This is a genomic window from Spirosoma spitsbergense DSM 19989 (assembly GCF_000374085.1).
Classification (GTDB): Bacteria; Bacteroidota; Bacteroidia; order Cytophagales; family Spirosomataceae; genus Spirosoma; species Spirosoma spitsbergense.
Genome location: NZ_KB893547.1, coordinates 18,387 through 36,139, shown reverse-complemented (window position 1 = coordinate 36,139; position 17,753 = coordinate 18,387). Strand labels below are relative to the sequence as shown.

13 protein-coding genes are annotated in these 17,753 nt (G+C 49.7%); 8 read left to right on the top strand and 5 right to left on the bottom strand.

Features of this window, described 5'->3' with window-relative positions:
- The first annotated feature begins 70 nt into the window (after positions 1-70).
- Positions 71-817, top strand: a complete 747-nt coding sequence (locus tag B157_RS0116020; RefSeq protein ID WP_245565095.1) for an SAM-dependent methyltransferase — start codon at positions 71-73, stop codon at positions 815-817.
- 60 nt (positions 818-877) lie between these two features.
- A complete protein-coding gene (locus B157_RS0116015) occupies positions 878-2,407 on the top strand; it encodes a Gfo/Idh/MocA family protein (protein ID WP_020604315.1) in 1,530 nt (509 codons plus the stop codon).
- Positions 2,408-2,507: 100 nt separating this feature from the next.
- Here B157_RS0116015 and B157_RS0116010 read toward each other — a convergent pair whose 3' ends face one another.
- Positions 2,508-3,653, bottom strand: coding sequence for an FG-GAP repeat domain-containing protein (locus B157_RS0116010; protein WP_026308736.1), 1,146 nt, complete (start codon positions 3,651-3,653; stop codon positions 2,508-2,510).
- Positions 3,654-4,142: 489 nt separating this feature from the next.
- On the opposite strand from B157_RS0116010, the gene B157_RS0116005 reads away from it, so the two are divergent.
- The 4 genes from B157_RS0116005 (at position 4,143) to B157_RS0115990 (ending at position 11,241) form a co-directional block, all read left to right on the top strand.
- Entirely contained in the window at positions 4,143-7,373 is a 3,231-nt protein-coding gene (locus B157_RS0116005; RefSeq protein WP_020604313.1) for a SusC/RagA family TonB-linked outer membrane protein, read from the top strand.
- A 138-nt stretch (positions 7,374-7,511) separates the two neighbouring features.
- Positions 7,512-9,077, top strand: coding sequence for a RagB/SusD family nutrient uptake outer membrane protein (locus B157_RS0116000; RefSeq protein WP_026308735.1), 1,566 nt, complete (start codon positions 7,512-7,514; stop codon positions 9,075-9,077).
- Between the two features lie 206 nt (positions 9,078-9,283).
- On the top strand, positions 9,284-9,946 hold the full coding sequence (gene msrA / locus B157_RS0115995; protein WP_020604311.1) for a peptide-methionine (S)-S-oxide reductase MsrA: 663 nt from the start codon (positions 9,284-9,286) through the stop codon (positions 9,944-9,946).
- An 86-nt stretch (positions 9,947-10,032) separates the two neighbouring features.
- Positions 10,033-11,241, top strand: coding sequence for an MFS transporter (locus B157_RS0115990; RefSeq protein ID WP_020604310.1), 1,209 nt, complete (start codon positions 10,033-10,035; stop codon positions 11,239-11,241).
- Between the two features lie 43 nt (positions 11,242-11,284).
- Here B157_RS0115990 and B157_RS0115985 read toward each other — a convergent pair whose 3' ends face one another.
- Positions 11,285-12,811: a T9SS type B sorting domain-containing protein gene (locus tag B157_RS0115985; protein WP_020604309.1), complete on the bottom strand. Its 1,527-nt coding sequence runs from the start codon at positions 12,809-12,811 to the stop codon at positions 11,285-11,287.
- Positions 12,812-12,908: 97 nt separating this feature from the next.
- Positions 12,909-13,901, bottom strand: coding sequence for a phosphotransferase enzyme family protein (locus B157_RS0115980; RefSeq protein WP_020604308.1), 993 nt, complete (start codon positions 13,899-13,901; stop codon positions 12,909-12,911).
- 167 nt (positions 13,902-14,068) lie between these two features.
- Here B157_RS0115980 and B157_RS0115975 point away from each other — a divergent pair, with 167 nt between their 5' ends.
- Both B157_RS0115975 and B157_RS0115970 read left to right on the top strand, forming a co-directional pair.
- Positions 14,069-14,569: a low affinity iron permease family protein gene (locus tag B157_RS0115975; RefSeq protein WP_020604307.1), complete on the top strand. Its 501-nt coding sequence runs from the start codon at positions 14,069-14,071 to the stop codon at positions 14,567-14,569.
- A gap of 148 nt (positions 14,570-14,717) precedes the next feature.
- Positions 14,718-16,757 (top strand): PAS domain-containing sensor histidine kinase, encoded by a 2,040-nt coding sequence (locus tag B157_RS0115970; protein WP_020604306.1) that lies wholly within the window; start codon positions 14,718-14,720, stop codon positions 16,755-16,757.
- Here the strand turns inward: B157_RS0115970 and B157_RS0115965 are convergent.
- Complete coding sequence (locus B157_RS0115965; RefSeq protein WP_020604305.1) at positions 16,744-17,334, bottom strand: biliverdin-producing heme oxygenase; 591 nt, start codon at positions 17,332-17,334, stop codon at positions 16,744-16,746. The two genes, B157_RS0115970 and B157_RS0115965, sit on opposite strands and share 14 nt — an antisense overlap.
- A complete protein-coding gene (locus tag B157_RS0115960) occupies positions 17,331-17,753 on the bottom strand; it encodes a response regulator (RefSeq protein WP_020604304.1) in 423 nt (140 codons plus the stop codon). Before B157_RS0115960 ends, B157_RS0115965 begins: the two co-directional genes overlap by 4 nt.

The window sequence follows — 17,753 nt, the reverse complement described above, 5'->3', positions numbered from 1 at the left end:
ACGCACAAAACAACCGCCGGGCGATAATACGCCCTGACGCGGCTTGCAAGCCTATAAACCAATGAACAAAATGATCAATAATAATTGGTACGAGACCTTCTTTTCCGGTATAAACTGCGAAATGTGGACAAAAGCCCCGACAATGGATTGGACAAAACAGGAAGTAGCTTTCCTGGTAGATACACTGAATGTTCAGCCAGGAGCGACCCTTTTAGATATTCCCTGCGGCTTCGGGCGGCACGCCCTTGAACTGGCCAAACATGGTTTTCGGATAACTGGCGTTGATATATCCACTGAGTTTCTGTTGGCACTAAACGAACGGGTTGATGCAGAACAATTGGCTATTGAAGTCATTCAGGGTGATATGTTGACGACAACTATTAAAGGCTCATTTGATGGAGCTTACTGCCTGGGTAATAGTTTCGGGTATGTCGATTACAGCGGTATGGACATATTCGTTAAAAAGGTAGCAGCCGCCCTAAAACCAGGTGCCCGCTTCGTTATCAATTCGGGTATGCTAGCCGAAAGCATATTGCCCAATTTCCCTAAAACAGGCCATTATGTGCTCGATGAATTGACAATGGATATCAATAATTCGTATGCCACAGGCGATAGCTGTATGCTAACCGAACTGACCTACACCAAAGCGGGGCATACGGAGGTACACTACTTCAAGCACTATGTATTCACGCTTTCCGAAATAAAACGATTGCTGGCAGGGCATGGATTACGGACAATCGACGTTTATAAATCAACGGAGAAGCAACTATATCTGTTTGGTGACCAGCAACTGTACCTGGTCGCCGAAAAATCGTAGCCCTGAGTAGGTAAAATTTTTTAAAAATGTCTTTTCCATTAAACTCCAATTCATTTTCTCATGAATCAGTCAGATAAATCAACTCCCCGCGCGGACGCGCCCGGCATGGATTCGCCCCGTGAGGATACGTCAGAACAAGCTAAATCGGGCACCAGCCGCCGTCAGTTTATACAGGCAGGGGCGCTGGCAACGGCCGGCTTCTTTATTGTTCCCCGGCACGTGCTGGGTGGCCCCGGCTTTGTGGCCCCCAGTGATAAACTTAACGTTGCCGGCGTAGGCTTCGGTGGTAAGGGCTTTAGCGACGTAACCAACTCCTACAACAAGGGAGCGAACAATGTGGTTGCCCTGTGCGATGTGGATTGGGGTCTGCCCCGCGTAAAAGAAATGTTTACCAAGCACCCCAATGCCAAGCGGTACAAGGATTTTCGGGAGATGCTGGACAAGGAAGGTAAAAATATCGATGCCGTAACGGTGTCAACGCCAGACCATAATCACGCCATTGTTGCCATGCACGCCATGCAACGGGGCAAGCACGTCTACGTACAAAAGCCGATGACGCATAATATTTACGAAGCCCGTATGCTTACCGAAGCAGCGCGTAAATATAAAGTTGTTACGCAGATGGGAAATCAGGGATCATCCAACCCCCAGCAGCTGGAAATGGTATCGTGGTTCGATAAGGGTATGATTGGTAACGTACATACCATTCAGCTCTGGACCAACCGCCCGGTTTGGCCGCAGGGTATCCCCGTACCACAACCAGCTCCCGAAGTACCCTCCGATCTGGATTGGGATCTTTGGATTGGGCCAGCGCAGAAAGTTGGCTATACCCCCGCTTACCACCCATTCAAGTGGCGCGGCTGGTGGAACTTTGGCGCCGGTGCCCTCGGCGATATCGGTTGCCACATCATGGATACCCCGTTCCGGGTGCTGGGTCTGGGCTACCCGACTGAGGTAGAGACCAGTGTAGGTGCCGTGTTCCTGAAAGACTGGACCCCGGAGTATATTCCGGAAGGATGTCCACCCTCTTCGCACGTGGAAATTATGTTCCCGGCAACGGCTAAGAATAAATCCGAAGTGAAAATGGTGTGGACAGACGGTGGTCTTCGCCCGTTCCGCCCTGAGTTTTTACCCGAAGGTGAACCCATGCCCGAAAACGGTGAAAACGGCGTGATTATGGTTGGCGACAAAGGCATGATTATGTGCGGCATGTACGGCGAAAATCCCAAGCTGTTCACCAAAGACGGCAAGAAAATAGAGGGTGCGCCTAAGCCGGACATCGTGAAGCAGATGCCGGAAAACGGTCATCAGATTCTCTGGACCGAAGCCTGCAAAGCAGGATTCAACAGCAAGGAACACAAGGGGCTCACCTCATCCTTCGACTTTGCCGGTCCGCTGACGGAGTCGGTACTAATGGGTAATCTGGCCATTCGGAGCTATATGGTTCGCACACCAAATGGCAAAGGGTTTAGCTACCCTGGCCGTAAGAAACTAAACTGGGATGGTAAAAACATGAAGATTACCAACTTCGATGAAGCCAACCAGTTCGTAAAACGCGAGTACCGCGAGGGCTGGTCATTAACGGCTTGATATGAATGAACCGCACAGGCGGCTCCGAATGTAAAATGGACAATGGTATAATGATAACCAATCTCATTATACCATTGTCCATTTTACGTTATTCATCCAGCTATTTCCGCTGAAACCCTTCATTGAAGAAGATGGTCAGCCCATCCTTCCCGGCCACGATAATATCTTTCCTCCCCGTTTTGTGCAGGTCTGCAACGGCGAAGTAGATACCCGTTCCTTTTCCAACGCCCGCCGGACCAGAAGCAATATCGTGCTTTACGAACTGCTTCTGTGCAGCATTCCACGTAAAATAGTATAGCCCGACAGAGTCTTCTGCACCGGGGTCTTTTCCATTATGGGCCCGATACCGTTTACCCGTAACTAGTTCCGGCCGACCGTCGCCCGTAATATCGACCCATTCCAGGCAGTGATACTGCGAGTTTTTTTCATCAATTACGTGCTTTGTCCAACTCCGTTGCCCGGTATTATTTTTCGTTTGTTCATACCAGTGCAACCCATAATTATGGCCCTGCCCTACAACCAGGTCGGTCAATTTATCGCCGTTTACATCAGCAGCAATGACGGGTACGCTAGCCGTACCGAGCGAGAATTCTTTGTGTAATTCCCAGCTACCTGCTATCCGGTTAGCAGGCGCTTCGAGCCAGCCATCAGATACGATCAGATCACCCCGACCATCGCCATTGATATCACCAAAGCCCAGTCCATGTCCCTGCGTGGGAGCTACCGTAATGGTTTGAAACTTCCCTGGTGATACTAATTTCAGGTATTTCAGCGGATGACCCGGATTGTTTGGCACAATATCCAGTTTCCCATCGCCATCTACATCCCAGGCACGGGTGGTTTCCACATTACCTACTTTACTGATTTCGTGTAATGGCCACTGCGTTTTTCCGTTACCGGCGGCTGGATTCTCGACCCAGCGCAACGTCTGGTCAAACCAGCCGCCAGTGATAAAATCCAGCCGCCCATCGGCATTGACATCCATCGGAATGGTGGAGAAATCGTCAAAATACTGGTCTTTTCGGGGTTCATTGCCAATCAGGTGACGCTGCCGAAAGTGTGGTCCCTCGTACCAAAAATCACCGGAAACGATGTCCAGCGTATCATTCTTATCCACATCGAATACCCCAACGGATTCGTAACTCTCAGCGGCCACAAAATACCGCCGAAAACGGAGCGCAGGTTCGGGAGCCGTCAGGCTAACCAGCAGGAAAGGAAACAACAGACTCAGTGAGGCTCGGCGCATGGGCATTGCTGGTTTTTTCAACTGAAAGACTTTTTCGGCCAGAAAATACCTGATTTGTTTGCCCAAACCACCCTTACCTGTTTTGTAAAGATCCCCTGTCGGGTATTTCCGGTCTGGCCAAAGCTGAAACGTTTACATAGGCTGTTTGCACTTTTAAATGCACCCAGCCTGGAAACATTACTATATTTCGTAAGACAATGACAACGTTCGTGAAATGGGCAGGTTAGCGTATGTCAGAATGATTATTTTCTCAAATGGACAAGGCACAAAATTTCCTCATTGTTAGCCAGACAAACGCAGTTTTAACTCAGTATTATTTTTTAATTACTACTTAACTGTTTTTTAATTTTTTTCTAATGTTAATGAGTAGTTATACTGAACTTAGGGTTTTCCCTACAAATAAGTTTTTCCCCTTTTAGTGCTATTGGCTAAAGCAGGTTGTCTCACTTTTCTTCTTAACCATTAAAAAAAGTTAAAAAGCAGTATACTATGAAAACATTCTTACCTTCTCGAGTCTCGTTCAGCAGGCTGCTCAGTGTACCCGGTACGCTGCTCCTGCTGGCTTCACTTTCGACTGGCGGAGCATATGCCAGTACTCCATCGGCCTCAAATCCGCCTAACTATAAGCCGGTCAGCAAAGCTGACCGAACACTTACGGGTCGCGTTACCGATGAAAAAAATGAAGGCCTGCCCGGCGTTAGTGTTATCCTGAAAGGCACACAACGCGGAACAGTTACCGACGTTAATGGGCAGTACAAACTGGAAGTACCCGATGGCAGTTCGACCCTGGTTTTCTCCTTCGTAGGGTATCTGTCGAAAGAGGTTCAGGTTGGCAATCAGGCCTCCATTAACGTAAATCTACAAGCTGACAGCAAGGTGCTGGACGAGATCGTAGTAATTGGTTACGGTACCAGCAAAAAGTCTGACCTGACCGGTGCCGTATCGGGCGTGAAGGAAGCCGAACTGATGGAACGGCCTGCTCCTTCGCTCAACCAGCAACTTTCGGGTCGTCTGCCGGGTGTGCAGGTCAATACCAACTCGGGCCGTCCCGGTGGCCGGACTACCGTTCGGATTCGGGGATTTAGCTCCATCAACTCGTCCAACAACCCGCTTTACGTGGTGGATGGCGTGATGCTGCCACAAGGCACGGGCGACCAGTTCAGTAACCCGATTGACTATATCAACCCGAACGATATTGTTAACGTTGAGGTACTGAAGGACGCGTCTTCAACGGCTATTTATGGTGCTCGTGGTGCCAACGGCGTCATCCTGATTTCGACCCGCAAAGGGAAAGCCGGTGAAAGCCGGGTTACCTACGACGGTCAATTCAGCGTAAATACCATTGGTCCCAACAAGCCACAGGTGCTGAACGCCAAAGAGTACTTAGCGACCGAAGATTTGGCCTACGCCAACATGGCCAAGTACGATCCCACTGGCTGGGCGGCTGGCAAATGGGCCTATCTGGACCCAAAGGTTAGACGGACTGCTTTCAGTGCGGCTCACCCAGGGGTTTTTGATGCTAATTTGAACCCCCTCTACGATACCGACTGGTTTAAAGAATCAGCACAAAACAAACTCTCCCAAAATCACCAGTTAGGCTTTAGCGGTGGTAACGAGCGTACCCAGTATTCGCTCTCGCTAAACTACCGCGATGATCAGGGATTGATCAAAACCTCGTACATGAAACGGTATTCGGGCCGCTTTTCGCTCGACGATCAGGTAAAGAGCTGGCTAAAAATCGGAGGTACGCTGAGCTACAACAACCAGACCGAAAACCTGGTGGACGTGAATGACGCGGTAGCCCGGCAAATTGTGGAAGACTTCCCCTTCCTGCCCGTGCGGTATCCTGACACCGGTATTCTTGCTGAAAACCGGGATTACCCCTACGCCGAAGGAACGATGAGCTCAGTACACCGGCTTCTGGATCGTAAGTATATCCAGAATACCCAAACAATCCTGGGTAGCCTGTTCACCAACATCACGTTTGGAAAAGGGCTGGAGATGCGTACGGTATTGGGTGCTAACGTCCAGACCCAGGAAATCAATCAGTCGCAAACCCGTACGCTGAACATTGGTAACAGCGGTAACGCGTCGACCAACAACAACAAAACCTCGTTCTGGTCACTGGAAAACTACCTGACCTACAACAAACAGATTGGTCGGGACCACTCCTTTACGGGTTTACTGGGTATCTCGTGGCAGGAGACCAACACGTTTGGCTTTGGGGCCAGCGTTAGCGGCTTTGCCACCGATTACTTCACCTTCAATAACTTAGGTGCCGGGGCTATCAACCCATCGGTTTCGTCGGGGGCATCGCGCTTTGCCTTTAACTCGTACTTCGGACGTATCAACTACGGCTTCCGGAACAAATACCTGTTTACGGCTACGGGCCGGGCCGATGGTTCCTCCAAGTTCGGAGAAAACCACAAGTTTGCCTTCTTCCCGTCAGCAGCACTGGCCTGGCGGGTGTCGGAAGAAGACTTCCTAAAAGGAAACGCCATTATCTCGAACCTGAAAGTACGCAGTAGCTACGGCTTAACGGGTAACTCCGAAATTCCTGCTTATTCATCGCTGTCACTACTAAGTTCCAACTACTCGACTGTCTATAATGATGCACGGTTTGGCGGAACGGGTATCAGCCGTTTGGCCAACCCTGACCTTCGCTGGGAGAAAACGGCTCAGACCGACGTAGGTTTGGAAATTGGTCTGCTCAAAGGACGGATTACGCTGGAAGCCGATTATTACTACCGCCTGACAACCGACATGCTCCTTGATGCCCCCGTACCGCAGTCGAGTGGTTATGGCACCATCCGGCGCAACGTAGGGTCGATGGAAAACAAAGGATTCGAGTTTGGCCTGAACACGGTAAACATTAACCGGGGCAGCTTTAGCTGGAACACAACGTTCAACATCTCGTTCAACCGCAACAAAGTACTGTCTCTGGCAACCCCGTCTGACATATTCAACGTTGGTGGCCCTAACTTCACGAACCCCACCAACATTATTCGCGTTGGCGAAGCGGTTGGTTCATTCTGGGGCCTGACCCGAGTGGGTGTGTGGAGCGAAGCTGAGCGCGAAGAAGCCGCCAAGTTCACCAGCTATCGGAACGGTTTGACCATTCTGCCCGGCGATATCAAGTACCTGGACGTGAACGGTGACAAAGCCATTACGGACGCTGACCGCAGTATTATTGGGAATGGTAGTCCTAAAGGATGGGGTGCATTCACCAACAACATCCGGTTTGGCAACTTCGACGCTACGTTTGAGATGCAGTTTATGTTTGGTAATCAGGTAATGCTGATGAACCTGCACCCCAGCGAAGACCGGCAGGCACTGGCCAACAGCTACACCTCCGTGCTGAACGCCTGGACACCAACCAATCAGGGTAGCCAAATTGCCGAAGTTCGGGACACACGGGCAGGCTATGTAACCAACGTGGATAGCCACTGGATTAAGGATGGTTCGTTTCTGCGGGGCAAAAACCTGCTGTTTGGCTATACCTTCCCGGTTGCCGTAACGAACAAGCTGAAAATGAACCGGCTTCGCGTGTATGCATCGGCTCAGAACTTCTTCCTGCTGGTGAAAGACCCCATTGTTGGCGATCCAGAAGTAACACCAACCAACCAGGGCGGGGGCAACAGTGCTTTCTCGCAGGGTATGATCTGGCACAACTATCCAAAACCAACCACATACCTGCTGGGTCTCCAGATTGGGCTGTAAACAACTGGTAGACATTAGTGGTCATTTATGGTCATCAAACGTCATTGATAAATTTCTTTATTGCTCTCATGACCATGAATGACTCCTAATGACCATAAATGACAATCTTCAAAAAATTCAAATTCACTGAAATTCATTATGAGACATACACTCGTAAAAAATATAGGTAGGGTTATGCTATGCGGAATAGCCCTAACAGCTCCTTTAGGCTGTAAAGACTTCCTGACCGAACAGGCACCGTCTAACCTGACTCCTACCAGTTTTTATACCATTCCTGACCATGCGGAAGCTGCGCTGGCCGCCGTTTACTCCGATGCCCGCTTTATGGGGGGCGATGCTGGTATCTTCTCCAGCAACTGGCAGTTGCTGGAAGCGCTAACCGGTACGTCTACAACGGAAACCGCGCAAAACTCCGATCTGAACAACCTCTATAGCCTGGTACACGACGGCAATACCGGTCACGTGGTTAACTACTGGAACGGCTTGTATAAGGTTATTGCCCAGGCGAATCAGGTGCTGGATAAGGTGCCGGGTATTACCCCGATGGACGCGGCTCAGAAAACTAAAATTCTGGGTGAGGCCCGGTTCCTGCGGGCTTCGGCTTATTTCACTGCCGTTCGGTTGTGGGGTGATATCCCACTGATTACAAAACCGCAAACAGCCTCTTCGGAAGATTTTCTGCCGGTTCGGACGAAACAGGAGGATGTGTATAAACTGATTGTTGATGATTTGACCGCTGCTGAAGCTGCCGGGCTGGCCTGGATGGACGTGAGTGGACGGGTCAATCTGGCTGCTGTAAAAACACAATTGGCCAAAGTATATCTGACCATGGCCGGAGAGCCACTCAAAAAAGGAGCCTCGCACTACAAGTTAGCCGCCGATAAAGCCTTTGAAGTAATCACCTACGCCAATGCGAATCCTTCGTTAATCAATCTGTTCACAACCTACGAAGATATTCATCGGGAAAGCACGAAGAACCGGGTAGAACACCTGTACATGCTTCAGTATAACACACTGGTAGCGGGTAACCCAATGAATAACTTTTATCCCAACTTTAAGCCGGTTACATTCGCCGGACCCGGCGGAACGGGTAGCTCAGTACCTACGCCCACCTTCTATAACTCGTACGAAAAGGGCGATTTGCGGGCCAAGAATCAGGAAGGTTATTTCTACACCAGCTATTATACGAATGGCAACGGTGCCCCGTTCGAACTGGGTGCGCCCTATGTGTTCAAGCATTTCAACCGTACCTCAAACGGTACGGCTGGCGTTGCCGGTACCCGGCAGAACAACCTGAACGTACCCCAGATTCGCTTTGCCGAAACGCTGCTGATTTATGCCGAAGCTCAAAACGAAGTGGGTGGTCCTACGCAGGCTGCTTACGATGCCATGAAGCGCATCCGCGACCGTGCTACGCTGACGACCCCTGCGTTGGGAACGTACAACCAGGCAACCTTCCGGGAAGCCGTTTGGCGGGAGCGCTGGCATGAGCTGTGCTACGAGCAGATTACCTGGTTCGATATGGTACGGCTCCAAAAAGTTTATAACGGCAAAACAAACGGATTTGACCCTTTCGTGGGTCACGTAAACCCAAGTTCCAATCAGCCCTTGCAGAAGAAGCACCTGTTGCTTCCAATACCCAAGCAGGAGCTGCTTAATAACCCTAATCTGAAGACACAGAATGAAGGGTATCCAGGCGTATAAACGAGGGTACACACCCATTAATTGAGTTGAATCTAAACGTCCTGACAATTTTGTCAGGACGTTTTTGTTTACGGCCAGTCACAGTCCCCCGACGTTTATCCGATGGCTTATGGTCTGACCGCCAGTTGGCCATAATGCTGTACCACCAAGAAACCACAATCGTTTTTTAATCGTTTATAGGGTAACACGATCTGATAACAGACACAATGAAAAAATTCCATTTATACGCGCTCAGCCTGCTCTTTCTGGCCGGTTGCGCACAGGGACAATCAAATGACCATGCCCCCGCAAAACTCCCCGAATCAAAATCGGGCGAAGCCGTTGCTACATTTGCCGGTGGCTGCTTCTGGGCGCTGGAAGAAGGCATGAACCAGCTTAAGGGCGTTCGGGAAGTAATTTCCGGCTACGCTGGCGGCACGGTTAAGAACCCAACCTATGAGCAGGTGGGCACCGACCGGACTGGCCATGCAGAATCGGTGCAGGTGTATTATGACCCCAAAGTCATTAGCTATCCACAACTGCTCGAAGCCTTTTTTGCGGGTCATGACCCGACCACTCTGAATCGGCAGGGACCCGATGTGGGCCGCGATTACCGGTCGGTGGCATTCTACCGGACGCCCGAAGAAAAAGCAGAAATCATGGCCGCTATAAAACGCACCAATGAATCCGGTCACTACAGCGGCAAAGTGGTGACAGAAGTGACCCCATTTACGGTTTTCTACCCTGCTGAAGTTTACCACCAAAACTATTTTGCGCTGCATCCCAACCAGCCTTACATTCAAAGTGTATCCTTGCCCAAAGTAGAGAAACTGCGTAAAGCGATGGCCGGGCACCTTAAAAATAGTACATCGCTAACGATGGTTGAATAGAAAGCAGTGCTAAAAAATCAATACATCATCCGTAAAGGATACCCAATTAGTAAAAATAGCCGGTCTGAACCGGCTATTTTTGTGCCATGAATACAACCGCTTCTTTTCCCAGGCCACAACGAAACAGGTTCATCCAGAATATCCTCTCGTTTTTCCTGAACAGACGGGCACTGGCAGTTGGACTCGTTTTTTCTTCCGACAGTTTGTTGTTCGGTAGCTGGGTTTCACACATTCCATACGTGAAAGCGAAACTACTCCTCTCCGATGCCGAACTGGGGCTTACGCTCTTTGCGATGCCCGCCGGGTTACTCATCATGAATCCGCTGACGGGCTTTATCATTGCCAAACTGGGCGAAGCACGGTCCTGTTTCTGGGCCGCCATCGGATTGACCCTGGCAGTGTGCATCCCCATTAATGCCCCCAACATCTACATAATGGCTTTCGGACTGTTCCTGGCTGGTCTTTCGGGCGCACTCATCAACGTAGCCATGAATACAAGTGCCACCAACCTGGAGCGGTCGCAGGGTATCGTCATCATGTCATCCTGTCACGGGATGTGGAGTTTGGGGGGGCTGTTCGGTTCGGGCATCACCGGGGCAGTTATTGCCCTACACGTGCCTCCTCCGGTACATATGGCGGTAATGGCCGTACTGATTTTGGGGCTCACCTTCGTGTTGCAACCCCAGTTGAAGCAGATACCGTCGAGCAGCCGGACAGAATCGGGTGAGAAAGCGGGTTCCTCTTTTGTACGACCCAATCGGGATTTACTGCTGATGATTCTGATTGGCCTGGCCTTAGCGATGGGCGAAGGACTCGCCTTCGACTGGAGTGCCGTTTACCTGCGCGAAACGCTGGGGGCCAGTGCGCAGATTGCCGCGCTGGGCTTTGCCAGCTTTTCGCTGACAATGACCGGTTTCCGCTTCCTGGGCGACGCTATTTTACCCAAAATTGGGGCTACCCGCTGGTTACAGATAGGCGGGGTTTTGGGCGCTTTGGGTATTTTAGTGGCTATCGCCCTACCCTTCCCGTCCACTGCTCTTGCTGGTTTCGCTCTGCTGGGGGCGGGTTGTTCGCTGGGAGCTCCCGTTCTTTATTCTGCTTCGCTACGGGTGCCGGGAATTCCGCCAGCCGCCGGACTAGCCACGTTTGCCACCTTTAGTTTCATTGGGTTTCTGGCCGGTCCGCCCATCATCGGTTTTGTGTCCGAAGGCTTTGGACTTTATTACGGTCTGGCACTTGTGGCCGTAGTGCTCTTAATTTCGGCTGGGCTGGCGCGGCTGGTTAAACTATTCTAGTTCCATTTCCAGTAAGACACAACTATCGGGATGAATTGTCTACTCACCGAATCAACGTGATATACCCCTGTTTCTGGTCAACTTTAACCTTCTTACCCCGATATAACTGATACTGTATGCGCCAGGCATAAACGCCCTGCGCACATACCTCATCCCGATAGTAGCCATTCCACTGAAAAGGTGGACTTGTCGTTTTGAAAATCACTTCGCCCCACCGGTTAAAAATGGCGAGTGAGGTAATGGTCAGGTCACCGCACCCGAAGGCGGAAAAGGTATCGTTCATCCCATCGCCATTGGGGGTAAAGCTGTTGGGTGCGTAGAGAATACAGTCGCAGGCTCCGTAATCTATTTCGATCGAGTCGGTCACGGTAGCACAGTCGTTACGAACGCTGGCCCGGAACACCCCAGAAGTACTCACCGTACGCAACGTATCGGAAAAGCCATCCTGCCAGCTAAATTTACCTTCGGCAACAACGGGCTTTATCGTGAACTTTTCGGCCCCGCAAAGTTCCCTGTCAGGTCCTAAATCCAGACGCGGGGGCTGGATGTAACGTACCTGAATCGTATCAGTAGCTACGCAGCCGGCCTGCGTAACGCGTATACTGTACTGGCCCTGCTGCTTTACGGAGTAGGTATTTTGTGCCGAACCGTCCTGCCAGCGGTACTGGGAGGCTGGCGTTTTCGGAACGCTTAGTGTAAGTACCTGACCAGTACAGAGCGTTGTATCGGGGCCGAGGTCGAAATCAATGGCATAATTAACCGTGATGGAGTCGGTCAGGGTTTTGCAGGCCGTGATGGCGGTAACGGAGTACTTGCCGGGTTTGGTTACCTGAAATTTCGGACTGGTACTGCCATCCTGCCAGTGGTATTCTCTGGCTCCGGGCACAGTTCCATCGAGTAAGAGCGAATTCCGGCGGTTACACAAGGTGGTGTCCTTACCCAGTTCAAGTTCAACGGGCAGCAGGGACACGTCATCGACAAACAGGTAGTAAAATCCCAGAAACGCTGGTTCTTTATTGAAACTACCGATGGTCAGGTACTGCTCCCCCCCTTTAGGCGTGAGAAAACCCGAAATACGCTGCCACTGTAATACGCCAATGCTACTGCGCGGATTCGTGTCCAGAATTTGTGGTGTTGCGTTCAGCCGTTCAGTTGTGGTACCGGTAAGTGGCTGATTAGAGAAATGGGCACCAATAGTTTCGATGAGGTATTTATTTGGCGTGTCCGTTGCCACGTACATTTCATAATAGTAGCACGTACTAACCGATAGCGGCTTTGTTAGTTTTATACCCATGTATTCGGCCCAGCCCTGGTCGAAAAACAAGTGTCCGACTCCCTGCCCTGAGTGAGGGGTTAAAATGAGCTGACCGAAATCAAAACACCGGTGGTAAAAATCAGGGGTGGCCCGGTTAGGGTTATACCAGGGAATGGCTTCTTCGAAGAGATTATCCTGACGCGGACAGTTTCGGTAGGTTTCAAAACTCCCGTTCGGAACAAGGTTCTGGCTGGCAACCCACTCCGGCAGGAGGATTGCAATGCCAAGAAATAGCCAGATAAACCGTATTCGCATAATCCTGATGCGCCCTTGCTACGTTCAGGAACGGGAACCGCCGGGGCAGATTTTCAGATGAAGGTATCGAATATACGGCTTTTTGACCGAACGCGTTTTATCCGGCATTCAGCTTGTTATAATCAAACCAGCGTTTCAGGCGCAGGTTAATGAAGCGTTTTAGGTATACTTCGTTCAGGTATACGTTTGAGAAGTTATCGAACCGTTCGCACTGAACGCCGATATAAAAGAAATAAACGGCTTCGCCGAGCATAGGCAACAGTTTTTTTTCCTCATCACTAATTTTCGTTACGGATTCATATCCACTTAGAAACTGATCCTTCTTCGTCAAAAACTCGGTTTCGTCCGGTTCGGTACTATGAATCTGCATAATGTAATAGGCGATGTCATAGCACAACAGGCCGTTGCCACAGAAGTCAAAATCGAATAGGGTAACCATACCGTCCGGAGTAATGTTAAGGTTATCGAACCAGATGTCTAAATGCACAACGCCCCGGCGTACGTTGTCGTCGTCGATGCGCGCAAACACATCCAGCAGGTAACGCTGGGTAGCATACATGAAAGCCATTTCAGGAGATTCGGCGGGTAGGAAAAGAGCTAGTTTTTCTACAGAATCCACTACCAGTACCTGTGCCGTATAGGTATTCCGTTTCAGGGTCAGGTTGTGAATAATCTGGTGAAAACGGGCCATAATCTGCCCGATTTTGTAATGTAGTTCAGCCGAAAGCGACAGTATTTTTTCACCCTCGGCAAAGGAAAACAGCACCCCCATTCTGTCCCCTTCGGGTGCGTTCAATGGTTGAATGTAGTTGCCATTATGGTCAGCAATTGGGTACGATACAGGCAGGCTATTTTCCTGTAGCAGCGTTAGCAGCCTGATTTCTTCCTTTATCTCTTCCTCCGTACGCCAGTTCAGGCTATACACGCGGAAAATGGCTTTTTTGCCACCATCAGTGACTAGATAAGCGTGATTAATGCCTGCTTTCAGCAACCGACAAAATGTATTAGGCCCAAATGAATAGTTCGACTGTAGAAACGGAACCAGGTGCGTTGCCGATAGAATAGAAGAGGTGACGGGAAAAGGCTGCATGTGTAGTGGTTGATGGTTTTCTACGGTTGGTTCTGGTTCTTTTTTTTATTCCAGCCATTACCCGAATGAGAATCAACCGGTAATGGACAAAATCGTATTCGCATAATTTAATCTCACAATTATCAGACTAACCGGTTTAGAGATAAATCACCCCAATCACCAAGCACATGAACGAGAATAAATTCACTCGGTTTTTCGACCACTTTGCGTCTAAAGCTACTAAAGCAACCGGCTCTTCGGGAGCTTTCCTACTGGCCTCCCTGTCCATTATTGTCTGGCTCGTTACCGGGCCTATTTTTGATTATTCGGATACGTGGCAGCTCATAATAAATACCAGCACAACCATTATCACCTTTCTGATGGTGTTTCTGATCCAGAAAGCGCAGAACAAAGACTCGCTGGCCATGCAGATTAAATTAAATGAACTGCTTGCCGTAAATAGAAAAGCCAGCAACAGACTATTGAATGTAGAGGACCTGACTGAAGAAGAACTCCAAAAATTACACCAGTTTTTTTGTAAACTCGCCGAGGAATCTAAAAACGAAGCAACCCTGTCGGAGTCCCATTCCATAGAAGAGGCCCAGGATATACACGAAGATAAGGTGGCCGCCATGCATGAACGAATAGCTTCCCGAAAAAATCCGAGGAAACAACCGGCAAACAAATAGATAAGCAGCAGGTTACCTACTCATAGCCATCATCTGACAATTTTATATGTATTTTTGTTCATGTCAGCAATGCTTTCTGTTAGCGTGATTTGGCACTTATCTTTTCTACGGCCTTTTGACGCTGTATATTTTACCAAGAAGCTATGCTATGAGTCAGCCGTTCGCTACGGAATCTACTTCCCAACCCACCCAGGAAGCCGCGTTATTCCAGCCTTCGTTCGATCATTTACATGCGGCACTTCGTTCCGGCTTGACAGCGACCTGGTTCTGGGATATTACCAATGATAGCCTATACGGTGACCCTACCCTGTTCAACATGCTGGGTATTGAGCAGGATAAGATTAACCTTCCCACCCATGTATTCACGGATGTAATCCATCCGGATGATCGCCAGCGGGTAATCAATTTGATTGATGAAGCCAAGAAGAAAAGGAGTTGCTTTGAAGCGGATTATCGGCTAATGACTGCCCGATCTGAATCCAAATGGGTTTTTTCCAGGGGGCAGTTTACGTACAATCAACAGCACGAGCCCGTTACTTTCTCGGGCATATTAATTAATGTTAGCGACCGGAAAGAAATTGAATTGAAAGCGCGTATGGCCGATGAAGAACTTCGGCTTGCCATTGAATCAGCCCAGTTAGGCACCTGGGATTACAACCTGTTTACTGACGAATTAATCTGGTCTGACCGGACCAGAGAACTTTTTGGCCTGCCCGCTTCCACGCCAGTCAATTACCCGTTATTTCTGCAATGCCTGCATCCGGATGATCGTGATGCAACAAACCAGGCCATTCAGGCGATTATGCAATCCGGCGGTACCGGGCATTTTCATCATGAATACCGGACGGTAAGCGTTGTTGACAGGGAAAATGTACGCTGGTTACGCTCCAGTGGGCGTGTTTTCTTTACTGAAAAGCAGGAGCCCTACCGGTTTATCGGTATGGTTATCGATATAACTGCCGACAAGCAGAATGAAGAAACGCTTCAGCAACGTGTCGATAAACAAACCCGGGCACTGGAACAGCAAGCCCATCAGTTGCGCACAACGCTGGATGCCTCATTGAACAGTATCATTGCCATAACGGCCGTGCGGAATGAGCAGAATACGATTGTCGATTTTCGAATGGATACGGCCAATAAGGCTGTTATTCACAGTCTGTCCAGAACACCCGAAGAATTGGTTGGCCAAAGCTTATTGACGGTGTTTCCGGGTAACAAGGACAATGGTTTTTTTGATCTTTACGTACGCGTAGTCAACTCCGAACAATCGGAACAGACTACGCAATATTACCGCGATGAATTGGGGCTGGAAGGCTGGTTTGAGGTATCGGCAGTAAAACAGGATGGAGAAAGTGTAGTCGTTACCTTCAATAATATTACCCACCTAAAACAGAGTGAGCAAACAGCACAGCAGCAGGCCACCGAATTAAATACCGCCAACATAGAATTGAAACGATCCAACGAGAGTCTGCAACAGTTTGCTCATATTGCGTCACATGATTTACAGGAGCCGCTCCGACGGATTCAGTCGTTCAGTGATCTGCTTCAGAGCCAGTTTGCCGATAGCCTCTCTGATGGGGAGAAAGATATGGTTCGGCGGATTCAGAAGTCGGCCGGCCGGATGCAGTCCCTCGTTAAAGATCTTTTGTTCTATTCGCAGCTGAGTAGCCAACTGGATTCGTTCAAGCTAATTTTGCTTACCGACATCATTGAGGACGTACTGAGCGATCTGGAAATAACGATAGCGGAAAAAAAAGCAACCATCAAGGTTGCCTCCCTGCCCGAAGTGCGTGGCAATGTGTCTCGGCTACGGCAACTTTTTCAGAATCTGATTGCCAACGCTCTTAAATTCAGTGCGACTGGCATTGCTCCTTTTATTCAAATTGACTTCCGTGAGGCAAGTCCTGATGAGTTGCCCGAAATGCTTCAATCCGCAACCCGGCAAGATTTCTGGTTAATCACCGTAAAAGATAACGGAATTGGGTTCGATGTGCGGTACAAAGACCGGGTGTTTACGCCCTTCCAGCGTTTGCATAGTCCGGTTACCTACAGCGGTACCGGTATTGGTCTGGCTATCTGCCAGCGGGTTGCCCAAAATCACGGGGGGGCTGTTGATGTCGATAGCGAAATAGGTAGCGGATCTACCTTCAAAATTTTCCTGCCCGTTCCCGACGCTATTTCTGCATAATTCTGTCCTGACTGCTCAAAAAAGCTTCTTGAAATTGGCTGAACGCCCGTTTGGCAGCCGCCACAACGGCATCGGCGTGGAGTGCCCCACGCTGCGTTATGAATTCGCCACTCCTGCGCCACTGTTTACCCGTATCCGTACCATATCCCTGATAGAATCGGGAAGCCACCGGGAGGATAGACTGAATAGACGTGCTTTGTTGCAATAATCGGTTGATCACGGTCCCGCCCAGCATAGAGCCTTCACCTACGTAAACGGCTCCCAGTAAATCAACGGCAGTCCAGCTGGTAAACAAAGCAGGCATGGGTGAGGATAGCGGCTCATTTAACTGTGCTAGGTCGGCTAACAGCCAGGGAGTTTTTAGCCGCTCCTGTGGGTTATACTCCCGAAAAAAATCAGGGTGGTGTTCGATAGCGATTTCCAGCGCCTGATGGAATGCCAGGTGCGTGCGGAGCAAATGACCGTACTGAATTGGAGATAGGGTGCCGTTGCGTAAGGATTCTGTGTAAAAAAGCTGTTCTGTCTGCTGGTGCATCTGTTGCGTTTCCTGGCGCAACCGGTCTAACAAAAGGCTCATTTATTATCTATTCGGGTGTTATTTTCCAGCCAGAAATCGCACACCTTCGTTAGCGCGACACCTGTAGCCTGATAACTACCGGGCTTCACAACATACGCGTTAATACCAGCATCGTAAGCCTGCTGAATATCCCGCGGACTGTCAGACGTGCTGAATGCCACAATAGGAAGATACCTGGTCCGGTCAGAAGCCCGTGCTTTCGCAATTACCTCAAAGCCGCTAACCCCGCCCAGGTCTAAATCCAGGAGAACTACTTTAGGCAGGGCGTTTTTCTGTTGCTCGCTATTTGTCAGATAATCAAGTGCTTCAGGACCCGTACTAAGAATAGTATACGTAACGGGTCTATCCAGCTTACGCATCAGGCGGCTAAATATATCCGCATCATTCGGATTGTCTTCAACATATAATACATCTACCAT

Coding starts and splice junctions, on each gene's coding strand:
- B157_RS0116020 (WP_245565095.1), top strand. CDS start 71: ATGATCAATAATAATTGGTACGAGACCTTCTTTTCCGGTATAAACTGC.
- B157_RS0116015 (WP_020604315.1), top strand. CDS start 878: ATGAATCAGTCAGATAAATCAACTCCCCGCGCGGACGCGCCCGGCATG.
- B157_RS0116010 (WP_026308736.1), bottom strand. CDS start 3,653: ATGCGCCGAGCCTCACTGAGTCTGTTGTTTCCTTTCCTGCTGGTTAGC.
- B157_RS0116005 (WP_020604313.1), top strand. CDS start 4,143: ATGAAAACATTCTTACCTTCTCGAGTCTCGTTCAGCAGGCTGCTCAGT.
- B157_RS0116000 (WP_026308735.1), top strand. CDS start 7,512: ATGAGACATACACTCGTAAAAAATATAGGTAGGGTTATGCTATGCGGA.
- msrA (WP_020604311.1), top strand. CDS start 9,284: ATGAAAAAATTCCATTTATACGCGCTCAGCCTGCTCTTTCTGGCCGGT.
- B157_RS0115990 (WP_020604310.1), top strand. CDS start 10,033: ATGAATACAACCGCTTCTTTTCCCAGGCCACAACGAAACAGGTTCATC.
- B157_RS0115985 (WP_020604309.1), bottom strand. CDS start 12,811: ATGCGAATACGGTTTATCTGGCTATTTCTTGGCATTGCAATCCTCCTG.
- B157_RS0115980 (WP_020604308.1), bottom strand. CDS start 13,901: ATGCAGCCTTTTCCCGTCACCTCTTCTATTCTATCGGCAACGCACCTG.
- B157_RS0115975 (WP_020604307.1), top strand. CDS start 14,069: ATGAACGAGAATAAATTCACTCGGTTTTTCGACCACTTTGCGTCTAAA.
- B157_RS0115970 (WP_020604306.1), top strand. CDS start 14,718: ATGAGTCAGCCGTTCGCTACGGAATCTACTTCCCAACCCACCCAGGAA.
- B157_RS0115965 (WP_020604305.1), bottom strand. CDS start 17,334: ATGAGCCTTTTGTTAGACCGGTTGCGCCAGGAAACGCAACAGATGCAC.
- B157_RS0115960 (WP_020604304.1), bottom strand. CDS start 17,753: ATGGTAGATGTATTATATGTTGAAGACAATCCGAATGATGCGGATATA.